Here is an 18,943-nt window from a genome sequence, read left to right as displayed (position 1 = left end):
CTTATATTTTTTTTGAAAGTAAAATTTCTTTGTTTTTATCAATTTTAGGAGTTATAGATTCTAAATAACCCGAACTTAATGCTTTTTTGTTCTCTACAAATGGTCTTATTTGAAATAACCACAACTTATTATTTAAAAACCCTAGCTCAACATCATAAGCTCCTTTATAACTTGATTTTGTTTCTACAGGAAGTCTTTTTCTAATAGTTTCAGCTAGAACTCTAATTTCATTCACATTTTGTTCATTTAAAATAGGCTTTTCAAAAGTGGCTATTTTTTTACCGGTTCCTCCTGTTATAGGAAGACTGTTGTATAAAGGTTCTCTTGCAGGTGCAATTAATTCATAACCTCCTTCAAACTTTACTAAATAAGACTCTGCCGATTGCCCATCAACTGCTCCACCTGCACCTCTGCTAAAGGCAATTGTCAAATCTTTATCATTTCCTGAACTTATCCCTTTTGTAATCATAACTCCTGAATAATTAACATCTACACTTGGAATTACTAAAATTGAAGGAAACACATTTTCAGGATTCAATAAATATTTTTGACGCCATTTAAAACTACGCTCTGTGTAAGGTGAAGCCCAAACATCTTTTATTCCTTGCAAAATTTTATCTTTTTGAACAACATTAAAAAGCGTTAAATTAAGTCCTGCTCCAGAAAAATCTTTCAAATCTTCCATGTTGGTATCACTTCTTAAAAATACCGGAATATCTCCCATTTTTTTACCTAAAACAGCTTGAAACTCATTTTCTAATTGAGTTACAAAAGATTGCTTTAGAGGCATTTTTTTTATGGCTTCTCTTAAAATTTCCAATTGATTAAGTTGGTATTTTTCAACCTCAACTTCCGGAATTTTTTGCACGCGCATTTTTTCAGCTTCAGCAAACATTTTATTTAAAAATTCCCAGTATGAACCATTTTGATTAGGCATTTGCTGATCCATATGCGTTCTAAAAATTCCAAAAGGAATTACAACTCCTTCCACCACTTTATCAGGAAACATTTTTTTTAATTGCCCTAAATTAGCTGCCTTTGGTCCGCAAATTTTTCCAGAATCATTTGCATCAACATTTATTAAATTTAAAATACTCGTTTCATTTAATCGAATATTCTCTACAGGTACTTCAATTTTTTTCTCACTTCGTTCTTTTTTAGAGAATAAAGCAAGTTCCTCTGCAGTCATTTCCTTTTCAAGCTTTAAAATAACATTTCCTTTGTTAGAGACTGCATAAAACACTTTTTGACCACTATATTTTTTTAAGTTTTGAAGATTTTCTCCTGATAACGCTGCATTAGGAATTCCTAAATTTCTTGCTAATAATTGAACATGAGAAACTAAATTTCCTTCAGCAACAGTAGCAATTCCGGCAACAGGTTTTAGGTCTGATGGTGGTTTTTGAAAAACATATATTTTAGTTGAAACTACTTCAATAGCTTCAGGAATGCCATCAACAACAACTAATTCACCAAAAGCATACCCGGGATTTAATCCGCGAACAGAACTTTGATTCGGAATATCAATAACTTTATTAGTTAAGAAAGATTCCTTAGCGATAATATCACCTAATTTTCCAACACTTTCTCCAAGATGCAACGCAACAGAACCTCTAATTTTATCATCAATAAAACCATATGCTTTAGGTTCAAAAGCTGTATAAATAGTAACAACATCACCATAATTTGCCTTTACCATAGAAGCGCTCCATTCTACAATACTTCTTGCTTTTTCTAAAACAGTTGTTAAGTTCGTTAAAGACATTGCATTCCTATTTTTAGGCTTTAGTATCTCTTCAACTTCTCCCCATTCCCAAAGCTCAATATAACCTGCACCTGTGGTTGCCATACCTAAATAATATATTTTGGTAATTAGTTCATTTAAATCTTTAGCTTGCCACTGCGGAGCATTTTTAAAAATTAGTTCTTCTAATTTTAATGAAGTATCCAATAATTGCAATCTTGCTACCGGTCTTTTTTCAAGTAAAATTGCTTTTCTTATATCGACTAATAATTGAGCAGTTTCGGCAACTAAAACAGATGGTTTTGTTTCATTAGTATTCTTTAAAACATAGTTGCTAATTGCTGTACCTATTGATGTATTTTTTAAACTAGTTGTTTTTTTCTGAAGTGAACCAATATCAAAAGGTTTATAAAAATCAATCATTGTAACAACTAATTCATCAATTTTAGTATTTAAACTTGGCGTTAATTTAGCACTATTTTTAAGCTTAAATGCTTGTACTTTTTCTATATCGTTAACTTCAGGTTGACTATGAATTTTCACTCTCAAATCCATAAAAGAAGGAAACAAGTCGGAAATCACTTTAGATTGACTTCTAACCAATTGAGCCAAATTATTATCTCCTTTATGAGGAATATCTTTTAAAGATTGCCTGATTAAAAAGTAATTTGAAGCTGTATTTTGATCATTTGCTAAAAGCCATTTGTAAAAATCAACTCCCCAAGCTTCTTCATCTTCTATTTGAATTGCTCCTCTATAATATTGTCCTTTTTGTAAAATCCAACCATCATCTACAGTTCGTAAATATTTATCAAGTTGGTATTGTTTTAATCGAGAATGATTATTTGAAGCGTCCCAAAATTCATCTTTATCTGTATACGCTAAAATTTGTCCTAAAAAAATATGATTCTTTTTTCCTATAGATTCCACTACATCTTTATAACGTGCATGTTGCACACCCGGACCAATATTATCCGGACAAGGATCTCTTGCGGCTCTTACACTTCCGTCAGTACAAAACCAACGAATATCTTTATATGGTCCTCGAACATCATTTTTATACAAAGCAATTTGCTCTTTAATATATTGATTATTCAAGTTTTGAGAAACAGCTATTGTGGTAAGTAGAAATACCATAAAACTGTATAGCAATTGCTTTTTCATATATAATTAATTTAGTAGTATTCTTTTCAAATATAATACCATATTTTTATAAATGATATCAGATTTAAATATTTAGTTGATAATTAATTAACAATTTTTATATACAAGTAATGCCTTTATAATTTCTTAAAAATCAGCTTTAATATTTGGTTTTAAAATAACTTATTTATCAAACATAAAAAAAGCAGCAATTAAAATTGCTGCTTTTTATGAAATAATATTTTTCAATTAATTACAAATTAAAAATCTAAGCCTACATACACTTGTAAAACTCTATTTTTAAAATCTGTATCTTCGTAAACATCTCCCATACCAAAGTTATATCTAACACCTATAGTTGTTGCATTTAATTTTAACCCAGTTCCTACATTTATACCCCAATCAAAAGCTTCCGGTTCCGAATCTTCTTCAATATTAAACCATGAAGTTTCTAAAGACTCTTCTTTACTTACAGCTATACCTATTTGAGGTCCTGCTTCTATAAAAAATGAATCAGCTAAATATCCTTTTAACATAATTGGTACATTTATATAATCTCGTTTTAAGGTATATGTTGAATTATTGCTTTCTACTTTAAAACCTTGCTGAGAAAATAAAACCTCAGGTTGTATTGAAAAGTGTTCTCCTATAAAATTTTCGGCATAAAAACCTGCCTGAAAACCGCTTCTTGAATCTGTTTCATTTCCATCTTCATCTGTTACAGAAGCTAAATTATAACCTCCTTTTATTCCTATATTCAATGTATTATTTCTTTCCGTATTTTGTGCTACAGTAAAAGTTGTTGCAAATAGTACTAAAACCGAGCTTATTATTATATTCTTTATCATAATTTGTTATTTTAATTTATTATTAAATGTTTGCTTATTTTATTAAACCTTTTTAAAATTGATATCTCAATCCTAATGCAATATCAAAATCCAGATCATCATCTGAATAATCGTCATTAAAACCTATTTCGGGTCTAAAATCTAAAGAAATTAACAACGGAATATCAAAATTATATTCAATACCTAAATCTCCTGCAATTAAGGCAAAAGAGCCATCATTATCTCCTGCATCAAAAGAACCAATACCTGCACCTGCACCAACATACCAGTTAAAGTTATTTTCAATTGGCAGCACCCATTGATACAAACCAACAAGCTTAAAAGCTTCTACGTTGTTTGAGTCTCTCCAACCCAAATCAAATTCAAGTCTGTTATTTAGTGATAAATATCTTTGATAAGAAATTTCTCCACCAAAACCATCATTGTCTCCAATTCTAAAACCTAGTGCGTTTTTTGATATCTCTTGTGCTTTCAAATCAGTAATATTTATACCAAAAACTAAAACTGCAATTGCTGCTATAATATAATTTTTCATTTTTCTATTTTTTATGTTAGTATTCATTATTTTAATTTCTAAATTTAAAACTCCTCAAAATGAGGAGTTTTATTTAACTTATTAAAAAACTCTTTTTAATCAATCACATTAAATTCGTCAACAATAAAAAAGTCGTGATCTTTATTATCTACATAGTAAGCGCCTTTTCCTATTATATATTCTATATATTTTTCATCAACCTTAACACCAAATCCATTATCTGTTGGCACTAATTCAAAACTGTCATTTGAATCTTTTTGATATCTAAGCACTATGTATCTATCATAGCTTTTATCTACATCATTATCAACAAATATTAGTTTTGTTACATATTCCGGTGTTTTTACAACATCTTGATTTACTTTGTTTTTATCTTCTTTTTCAAATTTTATTTTGTGAGTACTATTCTCAAAAACTTTGATTCTAAATGGTATTTGTTTTCCATCTTTTTCAAAATAAAAATTTTTTGTTGTTGTTGTTTTCACAACATCTGTTGGTTGTTCTTGCGAGAATCCATTTAACGCAAACATCAAAATTAATACGGTTATAATTTTTTTTAGTGTTTTCATTTTTTTTTTAATTTTTAATAGTTAATAATTAAATTTTAATACTAGATAATAATCTTATATTCAGAATATTAAATACTTTTTTTTGATTTAAAAAACTTACCCCTTTTACTAAAGGCAGTAATTATAGAGTTTATTTCATTTTTACTTTTTGTTTGTTATCACCTGTATTCATTATCCAGGCATCAAGCATCCAAGAAGTTTTTTCCAACTCTCTTATATAAGCACCTATAAGATCAATTGTTCCTTCGTCTTCATCTAAGGAAGCGCAATCAACAACTTTTCGCATTTGCTTTAATAAAATTCCATGATCTTTTAATAATGTTTCAACCATTTCAACATCTGTACAGTCAGAATTAGACTCTGAAATATTTGAAACTTTTAAATACTCTGACAAATTACTTATTGGTTGATATCTTAGCGTGAGTATACGTTCTGCTATATCATCAATTTTAACTTTAGCGTCATTATACATGTTTTCAAATTTTTCATGTAGGTCAAAAAAGTTTTTACCAACTATATTCCAATGAAAATTTCTTAGTTTTTGATAATACACATGATAATCTGCCAATAATACATTTAATCCTTTAACTGTATTTTCAGTTTTCTTTTTATCTAAGTTTAAGTAATCCATAATTATTATTTTTTTTAGTTATTTAATAATTTTTCTAATAATTGCTATTGCTCCATATTTACTTACAAATTTTAAAACTGAATTAAAATAACTATAAGGTTCAAGACTTTTTTGAATATTATTTTTCATCAATTTTAACTCTTCAAAGGCTATCTCTCTTTGAAGATTAAGCACTTTCAAATCATTAGATATTTCTTTTAATGAGTTATATGTTTTCTTATTATTCTTCAAAATAATTAATTGCTATTTTTTTTATTATTATTTTTTCTATTTGCTTTCGTGATAAGTAAATAATTAAAGAAATTCCAAAAAGTATAAACGCCATAATTAAATATCCCAGCACTATATTATTTAACCATTCACTAATTAAATTAGCACCTGAAAAGGCTAAAAACACCAAGCCTAATAGTGAAACACTACCTATAAATATTATTTTTATAAATAAACTAAATGAAGTAGTTAACAAGTAAAACAATTTTAGCTTATAATACTTAACACTTGCATTTATATATCTTTCACTTCTATCAATGGCTTTGTTAGAATTTTCGTTTATGGAGTTTAGTATACTCATTATGATTTTTGGAATTTTTTATTTTTTGTTTTTAAATCTTTCAACTTGTTTTCTAAACTCGCTATTAAATCTTCTGTTTTATAACTTGCATCTGAAACAAGTTCTTCAATTCTATCTTCTACCGTTTGTTTTTCACTTGTAAACTTTTCTGTTACTTTCTCTTTTAAATTATTCGCATTTTCAGCTATAGTATCTTTTGTTGAAATTGCTTTTTCAGCTATTTTTTTTCTTGTTTCAGAACCTTTATCCGGAGCAAATAAAATTCCCATAGTTGCACCAATTGCTGTTCCTGCTAAAATTCCTAATATTGTATTACTATTATTATTCATCTTTTTTAATTTTTAGGTTAATAAATCATTTAATCAATCAATAATCCGACTAATTACAATACAAATTTGAGGCTATTCTATTACTTTACTTAACTCAAAAAACATAAATATTAACTCTATAAAAAAACTAACAACCTATTTAACAGATTTTTAAGATTCATAATCTTTTGAGTTAATATTTGAATTAAATCAGCTAACATATATGTATTACTCTCTGTAGTTTCGGAGAAATCACATAAAAAAAATAAAAATGGCAATTTTAGGAAGTATTATTAAAGGTATAATTGATATTAGAGATACATTCTCTTCTCGGATAGACCATGAAGTAACACAAGTAGAAATGCTAAGAAATCTTTTAAGCTTAGCAAAAGACACCCAATTTGGTAACTATTATAATTTTGAAGAAATTTTAAATTCAGAAAACATTGAAGAAACCTTTAGAAAAAAAATACCCTATTTTGATTATAAAAAAATTAATGAAGAATGGTGGTATAAATTACATAAAGGAGAAACCAATATTACCTGGCCGGGAAAACCAACTTATTTTGCTTTAAGTTCCGGCACAACAGGAAAAAAAAGTAAACGCATTCCTATAACAGACGAAATGGTCAAATCCATTAAAGATACAGGTATAAAACAAATATTTACATTGAGTAATTTTGAACTTTCTTCTGATTTTTTTGAAAAGGAAATTTTAATGTTGGGAAGTTCTACGAATCTTAATGAAAGTGGTAATTTTTTAGAAGGAGAAATAAGTGGTATTAGCGCTAATAATATTCCATATTGGTTTAAAGGTTATTATAAACCGGGTGATGATATTGCTCAAATAGACGACTGGGATCAACGAGTAAATCAAATTGTAAAAAGGGCAAAAAATTGGGATATTGGAGCTATTAGCGGAATACCGTCGTGGATAGAAATAGTACTCCAAAAAATTATTTCATTTTATAACCTAAAAAACATTCATGAAATTTGGCCTAATTTTCAGGTTTACACATCTGGAGGTGTGGCGTTTGAATCGTATCAAAAAAGTTTTAATGCGCTATTAGGAAAACCTATAACGGTTATAGATACTTATTTAGCCTCAGAAGGATTTTTAGCATTTCAAACCAGACCTGAAACCTCCTCAATGAAACTAGTAACAGATAAAGGAATTTATTTTGAATTTGTTCCTTTTAAGCCGGAATATATTAAAGAAGACGGATCTATTATACAAGATGCTCCATCTTTAAAACTATCAGAAGTAGAAGAAAATCAAGAATATATTTTGATTATAAGTACGGTTACCGGCGCATGGCGCTATTTAATTGGTGATACTATTAGATTTACCGATATAGATAAAATTGAAATTAAAATTACAGGAAGAACAAAATTCTTTTTAAATACAGTTGGCTCACAACTTTCTGTTGAAAAACTAAATGATGCAATACAATTTTTAGAAGAAAAATTTGATGTAAAAATTCCGGAATATGTTTTAAGTGCAAAAAGAATTGATGGTGATTTTTACCATTGCTGGTATTTAGGAATTGAAAGTGAAATTAACACACAACAAATTGAAGAATCGCTTGATTCATTTTTAAAAGATGCAAATAAAAATTATAACGTTGCCCGAAACAAAGCTTTAAAAGGTATTAAAGTAAAATTAATTACTTTAGACATATTTTATCAATGGAATGAAAAGAATAAGAAAAAAGGAGGTCAGGTAAAAATGGAACGTGTAATGAATGAAGATACATTTAAAAAGTGGGAAAAATTTACTGATAAAAAGCTTTCAAAAATCAACTTTTAATTTACTAAAAGCCTTTATCAAATTTGCAATTGCAAATTTGATAAAGGGTATTTTTTATATTGCAGTTGGCAAAGTTTTATAGCTGTCTAAATAAAAACTTGGACTACAATTGTATTTTTCTTTAAATATTTTTGAAAAATAGCTTCTACTCGAAAAACCAATACTATACACAATTTGTGAAATATTCATGTCGGTTGTTTTCATCAATTTTTCGGCAGTTTCAATACGAACATTTCTGATAAATTCAGTCACGGTTTTATTGTGCATTAGTTTAAAACCTTCTTGTAATTTTGATGCAGATAAACCTGTTTTTTTACATAAATATTTAATAGTATATGTATAATCCGGTTCTTTTTGAATTTGTTCTGAAACTTCTCTTAATAAAGACATTTCTCTATTGGTTAAAGAACCTCTATTTTGTTTATTATTATTTAACTCATTAACACGTTGTTCAATTTCCATAGCTAAAATTAAATGAACTCTTCCTTCTATTAATAAACTTTTAATAATGCCTTCTTCTTTAACAGATGACAATTGATTTATTTGATCTGCAATTTTTAAATTATAACTTCCTATATACTCATACCTTTTATTGGCAATTTCCGAAAACAATTCAGAAAACTGATTGTTATCTAAATGTTGATCTTTATAAAAATTTATAAAATCACTTTTACGCTCTATTCTAATTATCAACACTTTACAATATTCATCTTTTTTGAAATAAAACTCACTCCCATTTCCAAAATTTGCTGCTGATAGTATTGAAGTTTGAAATCTCTCAATTTTTCTTCTTTTATCTCCATTATTCCAAGCGTGTTCAATGCTTCCTTTAGAACAATAAATAAAGTAAATAGGATTGTTTTCAGAATTATCTAACTTAATTTTATAATCTTCTCTAAATTTTAAATTGTATTGTAAGGCTGAAACTCCTCCTTTAAATGAGTATCCTTTTATACACCCTTTTGCTAATTTATTATTAAGTTCTAAAAAATGTTCTATAGTATTAACGGTTAAATCTCCCCCAAGCAAATTATTGAATTGCTCCAGCATCGTTTGTATGTTTGATGTTTGCATTTGTATGATTTTCATAATCGTTATTTTTATAGTTAATAATCTTTTATTTAACATTACAAAGGTGAAAAAACACAGTAGTTTTTGTGTTATACAACTTTTTGATTGTGTTATATAATTTCATTATTTAACTAAAAAAATGTGGAAAGCATAAATACAAAAATTGCATTATGCTATTTTTGAATTACATTAGAAGTAATAAATTTTATAAGAAATAAAGTTTATACAGGTAATTTTATTGTGATAACCGTTCCAACATCCGGTTCACTTTTTGCTGAAATACTACCATTATGTGTTTCTGCTATTTTTTTACAGATAGCTAAACCAATACCTGTACCTGAATATTCTTCGTTTTGATGTAATCGTTGAAACAGTTCAAAAATTTTACTTGCATGTTCTTGACTAAAACCAATACCATTATCTTTAACATAAATTTCAACAAATTTTTTATTGATTCGTTTTGATGAAATTTCTATTGTTAGTTGAACATCTTGTTTACGATATTTAATAGAATTATTAATCACATTATTAAAAAGTTGCTCTAACTGAAATGAAACACCTTTTACCAATGGCAATGTTTCTATTGTTATTTTTGCGTTAGTATCTATAATTTGTTCAGCTAAATCTTCTTGTACTTTTTCTAATACTTCATTAAGATTGGTTGGTGAAAATTTTTGATTTCCTTTGGTAATTCTAGAGTACAAAAGCAAGTGTTGAATAAGAGATTGCATTCTATTGGCTGAACTACTTACTTTATCTAAATACAGTTTACCTTTTTCTGTCAATGAATCTATTTCAGAATCGTATAAACGAGAAATAAATAATTGTATTTTGCGTAAAGGTTCTTGCAAATCATGACTTGCAACACGGTTAAAAGACTCTAATTCAGCATTTGATCGTTTTAAAACTTTGTTCTTTTGTGCTAATTTTTGTTCTGCTTTCTTTTGATAAGTTACATCTGTAGATGCAATTGTAACACCATCATTAATTTTTCGGGCAGTATTATAAAACCACTTTCGTTCTCCTATAAAATTAAAGTCACGCTCATAATGTTGAGGTATATTTTTATCAACACATTCTACTAATAAATCAAATACACCATTTTCAAATAATACCGGATAAATTTTTGAAATTGGTTTTCCTACAATATTTTTAGCAGTATCTCCATATATATTTTTTATCTGCTCATTGGTAAAACGTATTTTAAAGTCTACAATTTTATCTTCTTCGTCTCGCACAGCTTCAAAATGGCTAATTACATTCTCTGTACTTTTAAAAATATTTTGTAATAATAATTGGGTTTCTTCTAATTCTTTTCTAGAATCGTTTATTTTTTTGAATGCTAATAAAAAGATACTTATTGATATTAAAACCATTAGTAAAGAAACTATAGGAGTAGTTCTTGTTTCTAAAAGGTATGCTTCCATTCTTTGTACTAATAACAAGTCCTCTTCTAACAATAACCTATCTTTAAGCAGTTGAATATCATCAAGTAGATCAGAAATCTTTTGCATCTCTTTTTGCACCCAACGAGAGCCAATCCTTTCATCATCTAATCGCTCATTAACAACTTGCAAACTATTAAAAAGACTATCTTTAAGTTTTGAAACAGATAACAATCTTTCTTGTTGAAATGAATGGTTACTTGTAGTTTTTATCAATTCATTTAAAGATGCTTCACTTTTCCGTTTTAAATTATGAAGTGTTTGTAATTGTAAAGTATCCTTAGTAATGCTATAGCTTAATTCTGCAGACTCAACCAACACTAATGATGTGTATAGTTTTTGGATTTCTTCTTTAACTTCAACAGTTTGAGAAACCAAATCGGCCGATTTATTAAGTTTATGTATTTGCCTGTTTAATAAATAACCCGAAAGCAATATTAAAACTATGGCTACAATAAATGCTACTAAATAAGTTCTTTTTAAGTTTGAAATAAAATTTAACATCTACACTAATTTTATATATTAAATTTTTAGCAAAAAATTTTCTTTATTTAAACCTGATGTAAAATATTGCCAATTTATTTTTAATACCTTTTCTAATACGTTTTTAAGCTTATTAAAATCGTTTGGCTTTTTAATATATATATTTGCCCCTTTTACAAATGTATCTTCAATATCTTTGTCTGATGAAGATGTGGAATATATAGCTACGGACAAAGCACTTAAATCATTATTCTTCCTAATTTCCGTAAGACATTGTATTCCATTAATAACCGGCATATTCAGATCTAAAAAAACCAATTCAGGTAAAATAATATCAGGTTTAAAAATATAATCTAAAAACTCTTTCCCATTTTTAAAAAGAGATAAGTTTGTGTTCATTTCTATATCCTCAATAGCTTCTTTAAAAAGAAATCTATCATCTTCATCATCATCAACTAGTGCTATTTGTAATATTTCCAAATTCATTAAAATAAATATTAGTTATTAAAACTATTCTTTTTTCCTTCTAGTAATTATTTTTTGAAAAACTGTTGGTGTTAAGCCTGTAGTTTTTTTAAACTGTGCCGATAAATGAGCTACACTGCTATAATTTAATTTATAAGCTATTTCTGTAAGTGTTAGTTCATCATTAATAATTAAACTTTTTACATAATCTATCCGTTTTAGAATTATAAAATTTTCTATTGACGTATAGGTTACTTCTGAAAACAAGTTTGATAAATAGGTATATGAATAATTTAATTTTTCTGATAAATATACCGATACCTTATAAGATTTTTCTTCATACTCTTCATTATAAATCATTTCAGTTACAGAATCTTTAATTCGCTGAACCAACTGACTTTTATAATCTTCTATAATTGTTATTCCATATTTTTCTAACTGATCACTAAGGGTTTTTAATTCATTTGAATCAATATTTTTAAGCAAATTTACTTCTCCTATTCCGTTAAGCTCATACTGAATATCTGTTTTATCTAACTGCTCTTTAAGTACAGCTTTATAAACAACATTAATGTCATAATTTAAATATAATTTCATTGAAAGTAGCCATTTTTTATTGTGGTGATTTTATCAAAGATAGTTTTTTTTGTTTAACTTTCTTAGCATATCATATTTTAATATTTTTTAAAAAAACAGCTATTAATTAACAGGTAACAATCTGTTGTTTTTCCAGTAAATATTCCTTTAAATTAAAACAAGCTCATACTTTTATTTTAATAAAATTGGAAAAAACCTACTCTGGTTTAAATGAGTTAATATTTACACCATTTGAACTAATCTAACCTTTATGTACATAGTATGTTTGTTGTATAAAATTTAGACAAATAAAATTGATGTTAAAAAGTAAACATCTAAAAAAAATACTTCTAATTATAAAAAATTAAAATTATGAAAACATACACTAAAAAAATGGGAGACAAATTAAATGCTTTATTAGAAAAAACATATGATGCCGAAAAAGGTTATAAAAAAGCGGCAGAAAATGTAAGTAATTCAGGATTGAAATTATATTTTAAACAAAAATCTGAAGAGCGTTCTAATTTTGGAAGAGAACTAAAATCTGAGCTAATAGCTTTTGGCCAAGAAATAGATAAAGGTGGTAGTTTAAAAGGAGATACACATCGTGCATGGATGGATATAAAATCTCTCTTTTCATCAAATGATGAAGAAGCTATGTTAAAAGAAGCTATTAGAGGAGAAAAAGCCGCAATTGCTGAATACAATGATGTTATTAGTGATGAAATGCCTTTGAGTACAAAAAACATCTTAGAATCTCAAAGAAACACTATTGAAAGCGGTTTATCTACAATATCAGGGTTAAAAGATTTAGCATAATTAAATGGGAAATACGCTTTGAAATATGAAATAAAAAAGGGTGCTAATAGCACCCTTTTTTTATCCAAAAAAATCAATTTATAAAATTGATACTATTCCTAATGAGTTAATATTCAAATTTATAGCGTTAACAAACCTTATTAATTATTTAGATATTTACACTATAAAATTCTGATAAACAGAAATTAAATATTTATTAACTAAAAACTATATATTATGTTACGTTGGACTGTCACATTTATTATACTTGCAATAGTTGCCGGTATATTTGGCTTTGGAGGAATTGCTGCCGGAGCTGCCAGTATTGCTAAAATTTTATTCTTTATATTTCTAGTACTATTTGTACTCTCTTTATTTTCAGGAAGATTTAAGAGTAAACTATAAAGTTAAAATCAACAAATAAATTTAGGGTAATAAAAATATCAATTGCTTAAAAATTCTTAGTACATTTTTATTACTCTTAATTTTAAGATTACTAACAAAGTAATAATTTATAATTATGAAAAATGAATTTTCAAAACACGAAATAGACTATATTAAAAAATATGAAAAACAAGGTTATACTCATAATTTTAGATATGAAAACAACAAATTAATAAATATATCTACTAAAGAAGAATTTGTTCCTGAAGATATTTTTATAGTTGCCGAAAATAGATTTGAAGGCATGAGTGATCCTTCTGATTCATCAATACTCTATGTAATTAAAACTAAAAGCGAATGCAAAGGAACCATATTAGTTAATTATAGCCCAAAAGGCGATTTAGATGTAGCTTATTTTTTTAAAAATATTCCAAAAGAAAACTATTTAAAAAATACTTCTAACAAATAATTAGCAACAAGCCTAATTAAAGATTTTACTTATTTATTCCATTACCCAATTAGCTTCTAACTAATGAACCTCCTTTTCTTCAACATCTCCCTTTTTCAAAGAGGTAATGTACAATCACGATATTATATATTATTTAATACCATCAAATTCAATTTTGCTTTTATTTTTTTTCTACCATTAAAGTTCTTACTTTTAATAAATTAATTCACCCATTTATAAATGAATAAAACGCTGGTTTCATCAAAAGCTAACTTTGGTACTTTACCTGTTTTTTTAACAGCTATTTCTACAATACTTGGAGCCATAATGTTCTTACGTTTTGGTTTTGCCGTAGGCTCTGTAGGTTTTATTGGAACATTAGCTATTATTTTAATTGGGCATTTAGTAACCATTCCAACAGCTATGGCTTTGGCCGAAATTGCCACAAATCAAAAAGTAGAAGGTGGTGGCGAGTATTTTATTATATCGAGATCTTTCGGATTAAATATAGGCGCAGCTATAGGTATTACTTTATATTTATCACAAGCCGTTAGCGTAGCTTTTTATGTAATTGCTTTTGCCGAATCTTTTGAAGCTATAAAGCCTTGGGTACTTTCAGAATTTGGGTACGAAATTTATGACAATCGCCTATTTAGTATTCCCGCCTTATTATTATTAATTTGGTTGATGGTAACTAAAGGTGCTGTTTTAGGTGTAAAAGCTTTATATGTAGTTGTTACCATATTAGCCATTTCATTGCTGTTTTTCTTTTTTGGAAACACTCCTTTTGCTGAAACATTCGATAATTCACAACTTTTTAACAGCGTAGCTTCAGATAAAAGTTTCTTTTACGTTTTTGCAATTATTTTTCCTGCTTTTACAGGAATGACAGCAGGTGTTGGACTCTCTGGCGATTTACGTGATCCCAAAAAATCTATTCCTTTAGGCACACTTTCTGCAACAATACTTGGAATGATAATTTACATATTTATTGCATATAAACTTATTTCTTCTGCCAGTGTTGAAGATTTAGTTAACAATCAATTAATTATGAGTAAAATAGCTATTTGGGGACCTATTATACCTATTGGTTTGGCTGCTGCAACAATTTCTTCTGCCATAGGTTCATTTATGGTAGCTCCCAGAACTATACAAGCAATTGCCGGAGATAAAGTTTTCCCTAATAGATTTGTTAATTTTTGGGTTTCTAAAGGAACCAAAAATAATAATGAACCCAGAAACGCAACCATTGTTACCAGTGTAATTGCATTATTATTTGTGCTAATGGGAGATGTAAATGCTGTGGCTGAAATTATTTCTATGTTTTTTATGGTAACCTATGGTTCTTTATGTTTAATTTCTTTTATGCAACATTTTGCGGCAGATCCATCTTACCGTCCATCTTTTAAATCTAAATGGTATTTATCTCTCTTAGGTGCTGTAATGTGTATTTTTTTAATGTTTAAAATAAATACACCTTATGCTATTGCAGCAATCTCTTTAATGGTTGCTCTTTATTTTTACATCTCAACTAAAAACGATAATAAAACCGGTATGGCTACTATTTTTCAAGGAGTTATTTATCAGCTAAGCCGAACAATGCAAGTATTTCTTCAAAAAACAAAAAAAGAAAAAACAGAAGAAGCTTGGCGCCCAGCTCTACTATGCCTTTCTAAAAGCAGTTTTGAACGTTACAGTGCCTTGGAAATGATGAAATGGATATCGTACCGTTACGGATTTGGAACTTACATACATTTTGAAAAAGATTATTTTTCTGAAGAAACCAAGAAAAATGCCGAATTAAAACTCGAAAAATTAATAAAAAACGCTTCAACAAGTGAATCTAACGTTTTTTTACAAACGCTAATTTTCCCTTCAAATACAGCAGCAATTGTACAGGCAATTCAACAACCGGGCATTTCCGGTCAGCCTAACAATATGATGCTTTTTGAGTATAAAAAAGGTGAAAAAGAATGGCTTACAAGTATTATAGATAATTTCAATGTTTTAAAAACCGCTAAATACGATTTATGTATTTTGGCAAGTTCTGATAAAGGTTTTGGATTTAAAAAAGATATTCACGTATGGATTAGAAAAGAGGATTATGAAAATGCAAACTTAATGATATTGCTTTCTTATATAATTTTGGGACATCCTGATTGGAAAAAAGGTGAAATCAAAATTTACGCAACTTTCCCTAAAGAAGAGTTATTACAAGAAGAAAAAAACTTAATTGAACTTACTTCAAGTGGTCGTTTACCAATATCTGCCAATAATATAAGGGTGTTGCCTATTGATGAAAACAAAAGCAGAATTGAATTAATTAATGAATACTCTGCTGATGCCGACTTAACTCTAATTGGTTTTCAAGAAAGTATGCTTAAACCTGATAACAGTACCGAAATTTTTGAAGGTTATGACCGTATAGGAAATATTCTATTTGTTAACACATTAACTTCTAAATTTATTAAATAGTTTAGTTTATAGTATCTTTCTTTTTCTTTTTACCACCTAAAAGCCCTTTTAAACCTTCTTTTATAGCATTATTTACAGCTTCTTTTGGCTTTGTGATTGTTGTATTTGTAGAATCTAATACTTTAGGCACTCCAGTTTTTGTTGAATCAGTTCCTTTTATAACACCACTTAACAAACCTGATAAAGCATTTTGCCCTGTACTTTTCAACTTACTTTCTACAAGTTGAGTAACTAAATTACTTACCATACTTTTATAATCTGTAGTTATGGTTGGATTGCTAAAATTACCTGTTATATTAGCTGTAATTGGCACTTTTATTTTTGACGCATCTTGGTCGCTCATTTTTGCCATTAAACCGGTAACTTCACTTCCTAAATATTTCCCGGGAACCATAAAAGTAGCTTTATACCCCATTGTTTTATCAAAATTATGACTTCCGCTAATAGCAATATCAATATCTTTATATTTTAACTGAAATGGTTTTACATTTACTTTTCCGCCTTCAAAATCAAATTGAGTTTTTATATCTTTTAAATCTAGTTTATCTAAATCTATAAATTGAAGCTGACTTGTAAGTGCATTTAACAATGGTGCATTTTCAGGTTTTATATTTTGTGTTAGTATTTGAGCAAATGCGTTGCCGGACAAACTATTTAAATTTGGTGTAAACTCTTCATTTAAATTCCCCGAGAACTGTAATGTAGTATTTAATTTCCCTTTAATTACATTAGAAATAGGTGCCAATGCAGTTAACAAGTCCAATCCGTTAAAAGAATCGGAAATATCTACAGCATCCATTTTAACGTCCATTTTAAACGTAGGTGTAGCTTCTTTGGTAGAAACATTCCCTGCAAAAGCCAAACTTCCTCCAAATACTGAAGATGTAACATTTTGAAGTGCCACTTTTTCATCTTTTATAACTAAAACTCCTTTTACATTTTGAAGCTTCAAATTATCGTATAAAACAGTTTTTGCATCAGCAGAAATTGTGCAATTTAAAAATGCCGGTATTTTTAAGGCACTTTTTTTAGTTGTTACCTGTGTGGTATCAACTGCTGCTTCAGCCATAAAATCATTTACAGAAAAAGTGTTGGATGTTATAATGAAATTTCCTTTTAATTCTTTACCGGAAATTACAAAGCCAATCAAATCATTTATGGTACCCGTAGCATTGATATCCGTTTTGCCGGTAGTTGCATTAAATTGTTTTAACGTAATAACTTCCGGAGTAAAATTAACGGCTGCAGCACTAATTTTAACCGGATTTGAAAATTCTTTTGACGTATAATTAAAGTTATTTAATGTTAAATTACCGCTGCTTTTAATTCTTTCGTACTTACTTTTTTCAATAGCATCCATATCAAACGCTGTTGAAACATCCATTTTTAAAATTCCTTCTAAAGCTTCCTCTTGTTTAATTGGATAAGCTTTTGAGATATTGGCCAAATTAATTACACCATTTAAATTAGCGCTAATCAAAGGATTGATAGTGATGTTTTTTACAGTTCCGTTAGATTTAAAAACATCTTGATCAATTCTAAAATTAAATGCGTTGATATTTACTGCTGTATTTTTTAGCAATCCTGTTTCATTTTTGACAGTAGCATTAATTACTATATCTCTAACTTCTTTAGGTAAATCGGGATATTTAAACGAAGCATTGTTAGAAGCAATATTAATATCAATATTGGGTATTCTTTCATCATTATTAAATCCTTTTATAATTCCTTCTACTTTAAAATCTCCTTCCGTTTTAACATTATCCAAATTTTTAGAGTACTCTTTTGGCATTACCGCCAAAAAGTTTTTAAATGATGATGAAGGCGTTTTAAAACTAATATTGATATCTTGACCGTTTTCACCTAAAACCAAATTCCCATCAAAAGTTAAAGGCAATCCACTAATGTTGGCTTCATTTTTAAGAAAAGAATAGGTATTGGTTTTTAAATCTATTCCAAAAAGTGCTTCTAAAATCAACTCACTATTTTCAAAATAGTTGGTTTCTCCATATTTAAATGAAATCAATGTTGAAGATTTTGTATCTAATTTTGATTGTTCAGCCGATAAATCACCAGAACCTGAATGATTGAACTCATTCAAAATCAACATCATATTAGATGTTTCATCTTCATATTTTATATTGCTGTTTTTTATTTCATACTTTTTTACAGCAAAATTAAATCCGCTGTTATTTATAGTATCAGTATCCTTATTTTCAGAAGATTTAAATATATCGTAATTAGCTATTCCTTCTTTATTTGATATAATATTTATATAGGCTTCATCAATACTAATTGCAGTAATATCAATTGTTTCACTTTCACCTTTAAAAAGTGCCGAAATTGGCATTTCTAAATCTAAATTTTTCACAAAAACCAATGTATCGTTTTCAAAAGGTGCATTGTTAATTAAAGAAAGATTCTTCAATTTTAATGAAGCTTGCGGAAAACTGCTTAGCAAACTTAAATCTACATCTTCAAAAGCAAAACGTGCATTCAAATTATTATTCACACTGGTTACAACCAATTCTTTTAATTTATCTTTAAAAAGATATGGTACCGCAATAAGTGAAATGATAAAAATTAAAACAAATACAGCTACTATTTTACCAATTTTTTTATAATTCATCTTTTTAGTT

18 protein-coding genes are annotated in these 18,943 nt (G+C 27.9%); 5 read left to right on the top strand and 13 right to left on the bottom strand.

Annotation, left to right across the window (positions count from 1 at the left end; all coding sequences use genetic code 11):
- Position 1: 1 nt before the first annotated feature.
- The 8 genes from HGB55_RS10805 to HGB55_RS10770 all read right to left on the bottom strand — a co-directional run bounded on the left by HGB55_RS10805 (position 2) and on the right by HGB55_RS10770 (position 6,370).
- Positions 2-2,908, bottom strand: coding sequence for a PEP/pyruvate-binding domain-containing protein (locus tag HGB55_RS10805; protein WP_168816913.1), 2,907 nt, complete (start codon positions 2,906-2,908; stop codon positions 2-4).
- Between the two features lie 239 nt (positions 2,909-3,147).
- Positions 3,148-3,735, bottom strand: a complete 588-nt coding sequence (locus HGB55_RS10800) for a porin family protein (RefSeq protein WP_168816912.1) — start codon at positions 3,733-3,735, stop codon at positions 3,148-3,150.
- Positions 3,736-3,787: 52 nt separating this feature from the next.
- Positions 3,788-4,270, bottom strand: a complete 483-nt coding sequence (locus HGB55_RS10795) for a hypothetical protein (RefSeq protein ID WP_168816911.1) — start codon at positions 4,268-4,270, stop codon at positions 3,788-3,790.
- A gap of 95 nt (positions 4,271-4,365) precedes the next feature.
- Positions 4,366-4,839 (bottom strand): hypothetical protein, encoded by a 474-nt coding sequence (locus HGB55_RS10790; RefSeq protein ID WP_168816910.1) that lies wholly within the window; start codon positions 4,837-4,839, stop codon positions 4,366-4,368.
- Between the two features lie 130 nt (positions 4,840-4,969).
- Positions 4,970-5,470 carry a Dps family protein gene (locus HGB55_RS10785; RefSeq protein WP_168816909.1) on the bottom strand — a complete coding sequence of 167 codons (501 nt, stop codon included), beginning with the start codon at positions 5,468-5,470 and terminating at the stop codon, positions 4,970-4,972.
- An 18-nt stretch (positions 5,471-5,488) separates the two neighbouring features.
- Positions 5,489-5,701, bottom strand: a complete 213-nt coding sequence (locus HGB55_RS10780; RefSeq protein WP_168816908.1) for a DUF6327 family protein — start codon at positions 5,699-5,701, stop codon at positions 5,489-5,491.
- Positions 5,691-6,041, bottom strand: coding sequence for a hypothetical protein (locus HGB55_RS10775; RefSeq protein ID WP_168816907.1), 351 nt, complete (start codon positions 6,039-6,041; stop codon positions 5,691-5,693). The genes HGB55_RS10780 and HGB55_RS10775 overlap by 11 nt, the downstream gene beginning before the upstream one ends.
- The gene (locus tag HGB55_RS10770; protein WP_168816906.1) at positions 6,041-6,370 is read right to left on the bottom strand and encodes a YtxH domain-containing protein; all 330 of its coding nucleotides are present in this window, start codon (positions 6,368-6,370) and stop codon (positions 6,041-6,043) included. The genes HGB55_RS10775 and HGB55_RS10770 overlap by 1 nt, the downstream gene beginning before the upstream one ends.
- A gap of 250 nt (positions 6,371-6,620) precedes the next feature.
- Here HGB55_RS10770 and HGB55_RS10765 point away from each other — a divergent pair, with 250 nt between their 5' ends.
- Positions 6,621-8,159 carry a GH3 auxin-responsive promoter family protein gene (locus HGB55_RS10765; RefSeq protein ID WP_168816905.1) on the top strand — a complete coding sequence of 513 codons (1,539 nt, stop codon included), beginning with the start codon at positions 6,621-6,623 and terminating at the stop codon, positions 8,157-8,159.
- Positions 8,160-8,213: 54 nt separating this feature from the next.
- Here the strand turns inward: HGB55_RS10765 and HGB55_RS10760 are convergent, their stop codons facing one another.
- From HGB55_RS10760 to HGB55_RS10745, 4 genes are all read right to left on the bottom strand, one after another.
- A complete protein-coding gene (locus HGB55_RS10760) occupies positions 8,214-9,248 on the bottom strand; it encodes an AraC family transcriptional regulator (protein WP_168816904.1) in 1,035 nt (344 codons plus the stop codon).
- 203 nt (positions 9,249-9,451) lie between these two features.
- Positions 9,452-11,179 carry an ATP-binding protein gene (locus HGB55_RS10755; protein ID WP_168816903.1) on the bottom strand — a complete coding sequence of 576 codons (1,728 nt, stop codon included), beginning with the start codon at positions 11,177-11,179 and terminating at the stop codon, positions 9,452-9,454.
- An 18-nt stretch (positions 11,180-11,197) separates the two neighbouring features.
- Entirely contained in the window at positions 11,198-11,644 is a 447-nt protein-coding gene (locus HGB55_RS10750) for a response regulator (protein ID WP_168816902.1), read from the bottom strand.
- A 24-nt stretch (positions 11,645-11,668) separates the two neighbouring features.
- A complete protein-coding gene (locus HGB55_RS10745) occupies positions 11,669-12,220 on the bottom strand; it encodes an AraC family transcriptional regulator (protein ID WP_168816901.1) in 552 nt (183 codons plus the stop codon).
- A gap of 351 nt (positions 12,221-12,571) precedes the next feature.
- Here HGB55_RS10745 and HGB55_RS10740 point away from each other — a divergent pair, with 351 nt between their 5' ends.
- The 4 genes from HGB55_RS10740 (at position 12,572) to HGB55_RS10725 (ending at position 16,304) form a co-directional block, all read left to right on the top strand.
- Positions 12,572-13,018 (top strand): PA2169 family four-helix-bundle protein, encoded by a 447-nt coding sequence (locus HGB55_RS10740; protein ID WP_168816900.1) that lies wholly within the window; start codon positions 12,572-12,574, stop codon positions 13,016-13,018.
- Positions 13,019-13,234: 216 nt separating this feature from the next.
- Positions 13,235-13,402: a DUF1328 domain-containing protein gene (locus HGB55_RS10735; RefSeq protein ID WP_168816899.1), complete on the top strand. Its 168-nt coding sequence runs from the start codon at positions 13,235-13,237 to the stop codon at positions 13,400-13,402.
- Between the two features lie 115 nt (positions 13,403-13,517).
- Positions 13,518-13,850, top strand: coding sequence for a hypothetical protein (locus HGB55_RS10730; protein WP_168816898.1), 333 nt, complete (start codon positions 13,518-13,520; stop codon positions 13,848-13,850).
- 219 nt (positions 13,851-14,069) lie between these two features.
- Positions 14,070-16,304 carry an amino acid permease gene (locus HGB55_RS10725; RefSeq protein ID WP_168816897.1) on the top strand — a complete coding sequence of 745 codons (2,235 nt, stop codon included), beginning with the start codon at positions 14,070-14,072 and terminating at the stop codon, positions 16,302-16,304.
- Position 16,305: 1 nt separating this feature from the next.
- Here HGB55_RS10725 and HGB55_RS10720 read toward each other — a convergent pair whose 3' ends face one another.
- Positions 16,306-18,933 carry an AsmA family protein gene (locus HGB55_RS10720; RefSeq protein WP_168816896.1) on the bottom strand — a complete coding sequence of 876 codons (2,628 nt, stop codon included), beginning with the start codon at positions 18,931-18,933 and terminating at the stop codon, positions 16,306-16,308.
- Between the last annotated feature and the right edge of the window lie 10 nt (positions 18,934-18,943).

The sequence above is a fragment of the Lutibacter sp. B1 genome (assembly GCF_012524075.1).
Lineage (GTDB): Bacteria > Bacteroidota > Bacteroidia > Flavobacteriales > Flavobacteriaceae > Lutibacter.
The sequence above is the reverse complement of the archived record's forward strand: the minus strand, read 5'-3'. Positions and strand labels throughout refer to the sequence as shown.

What these genes read in the sequence shown, in the direction of transcription:
- HGB55_RS10770 (WP_168816906.1), bottom strand. Translation starts at nt 6,370, where the DNA reads ATGAATAATAATAGTAATACAATATTAGGAATTTTAGCAGGAACAGCA.
- HGB55_RS10795 (WP_168816911.1), bottom strand. Translation starts at nt 4,270, where the DNA reads ATGAAAAATTATATTATAGCAGCAATTGCAGTTTTAGTTTTTGGTATA.
- HGB55_RS10760 (WP_168816904.1), bottom strand. Translation starts at nt 9,248, where the DNA reads ATGAAAATCATACAAATGCAAACATCAAACATACAAACGATGCTGGAG.
- HGB55_RS10745 (WP_168816901.1), bottom strand. Translation starts at nt 12,220, where the DNA reads ATGAAATTATATTTAAATTATGACATTAATGTTGTTTATAAAGCTGTA.
- HGB55_RS10730 (WP_168816898.1), top strand. Translation starts at nt 13,518, where the DNA reads ATGAAAAATGAATTTTCAAAACACGAAATAGACTATATTAAAAAATAT.
- HGB55_RS10805 (WP_168816913.1), bottom strand. Translation starts at nt 2,908, where the DNA reads ATGAAAAAGCAATTGCTATACAGTTTTATGGTATTTCTACTTACCACA.
- HGB55_RS10765 (WP_168816905.1), top strand. Translation starts at nt 6,621, where the DNA reads ATGGCAATTTTAGGAAGTATTATTAAAGGTATAATTGATATTAGAGAT.
- HGB55_RS10790 (WP_168816910.1), bottom strand. Translation starts at nt 4,839, where the DNA reads ATGAAAACACTAAAAAAAATTATAACCGTATTAATTTTGATGTTTGCG.
- HGB55_RS10755 (WP_168816903.1), bottom strand. Translation starts at nt 11,179, where the DNA reads ATGTTAAATTTTATTTCAAACTTAAAAAGAACTTATTTAGTAGCATTT.
- HGB55_RS10735 (WP_168816899.1), top strand. Translation starts at nt 13,235, where the DNA reads ATGTTACGTTGGACTGTCACATTTATTATACTTGCAATAGTTGCCGGT.
- HGB55_RS10785 (WP_168816909.1), bottom strand. Translation starts at nt 5,470, where the DNA reads ATGGATTACTTAAACTTAGATAAAAAGAAAACTGAAAATACAGTTAAA.
- HGB55_RS10740 (WP_168816900.1), top strand. Translation starts at nt 12,572, where the DNA reads ATGAAAACATACACTAAAAAAATGGGAGACAAATTAAATGCTTTATTA.
- HGB55_RS10775 (WP_168816907.1), bottom strand. Translation starts at nt 6,041, where the DNA reads ATGAGTATACTAAACTCCATAAACGAAAATTCTAACAAAGCCATTGAT.
- HGB55_RS10750 (WP_168816902.1), bottom strand. Translation starts at nt 11,644, where the DNA reads ATGAATTTGGAAATATTACAAATAGCACTAGTTGATGATGATGAAGAT.
- HGB55_RS10725 (WP_168816897.1), top strand. Translation starts at nt 14,070, where the DNA reads ATGAATAAAACGCTGGTTTCATCAAAAGCTAACTTTGGTACTTTACCT.
- HGB55_RS10800 (WP_168816912.1), bottom strand. Translation starts at nt 3,735, where the DNA reads ATGATAAAGAATATAATAATAAGCTCGGTTTTAGTACTATTTGCAACA.
- HGB55_RS10720 (WP_168816896.1), bottom strand. Translation starts at nt 18,933, where the DNA reads ATGAATTATAAAAAAATTGGTAAAATAGTAGCTGTATTTGTTTTAATT.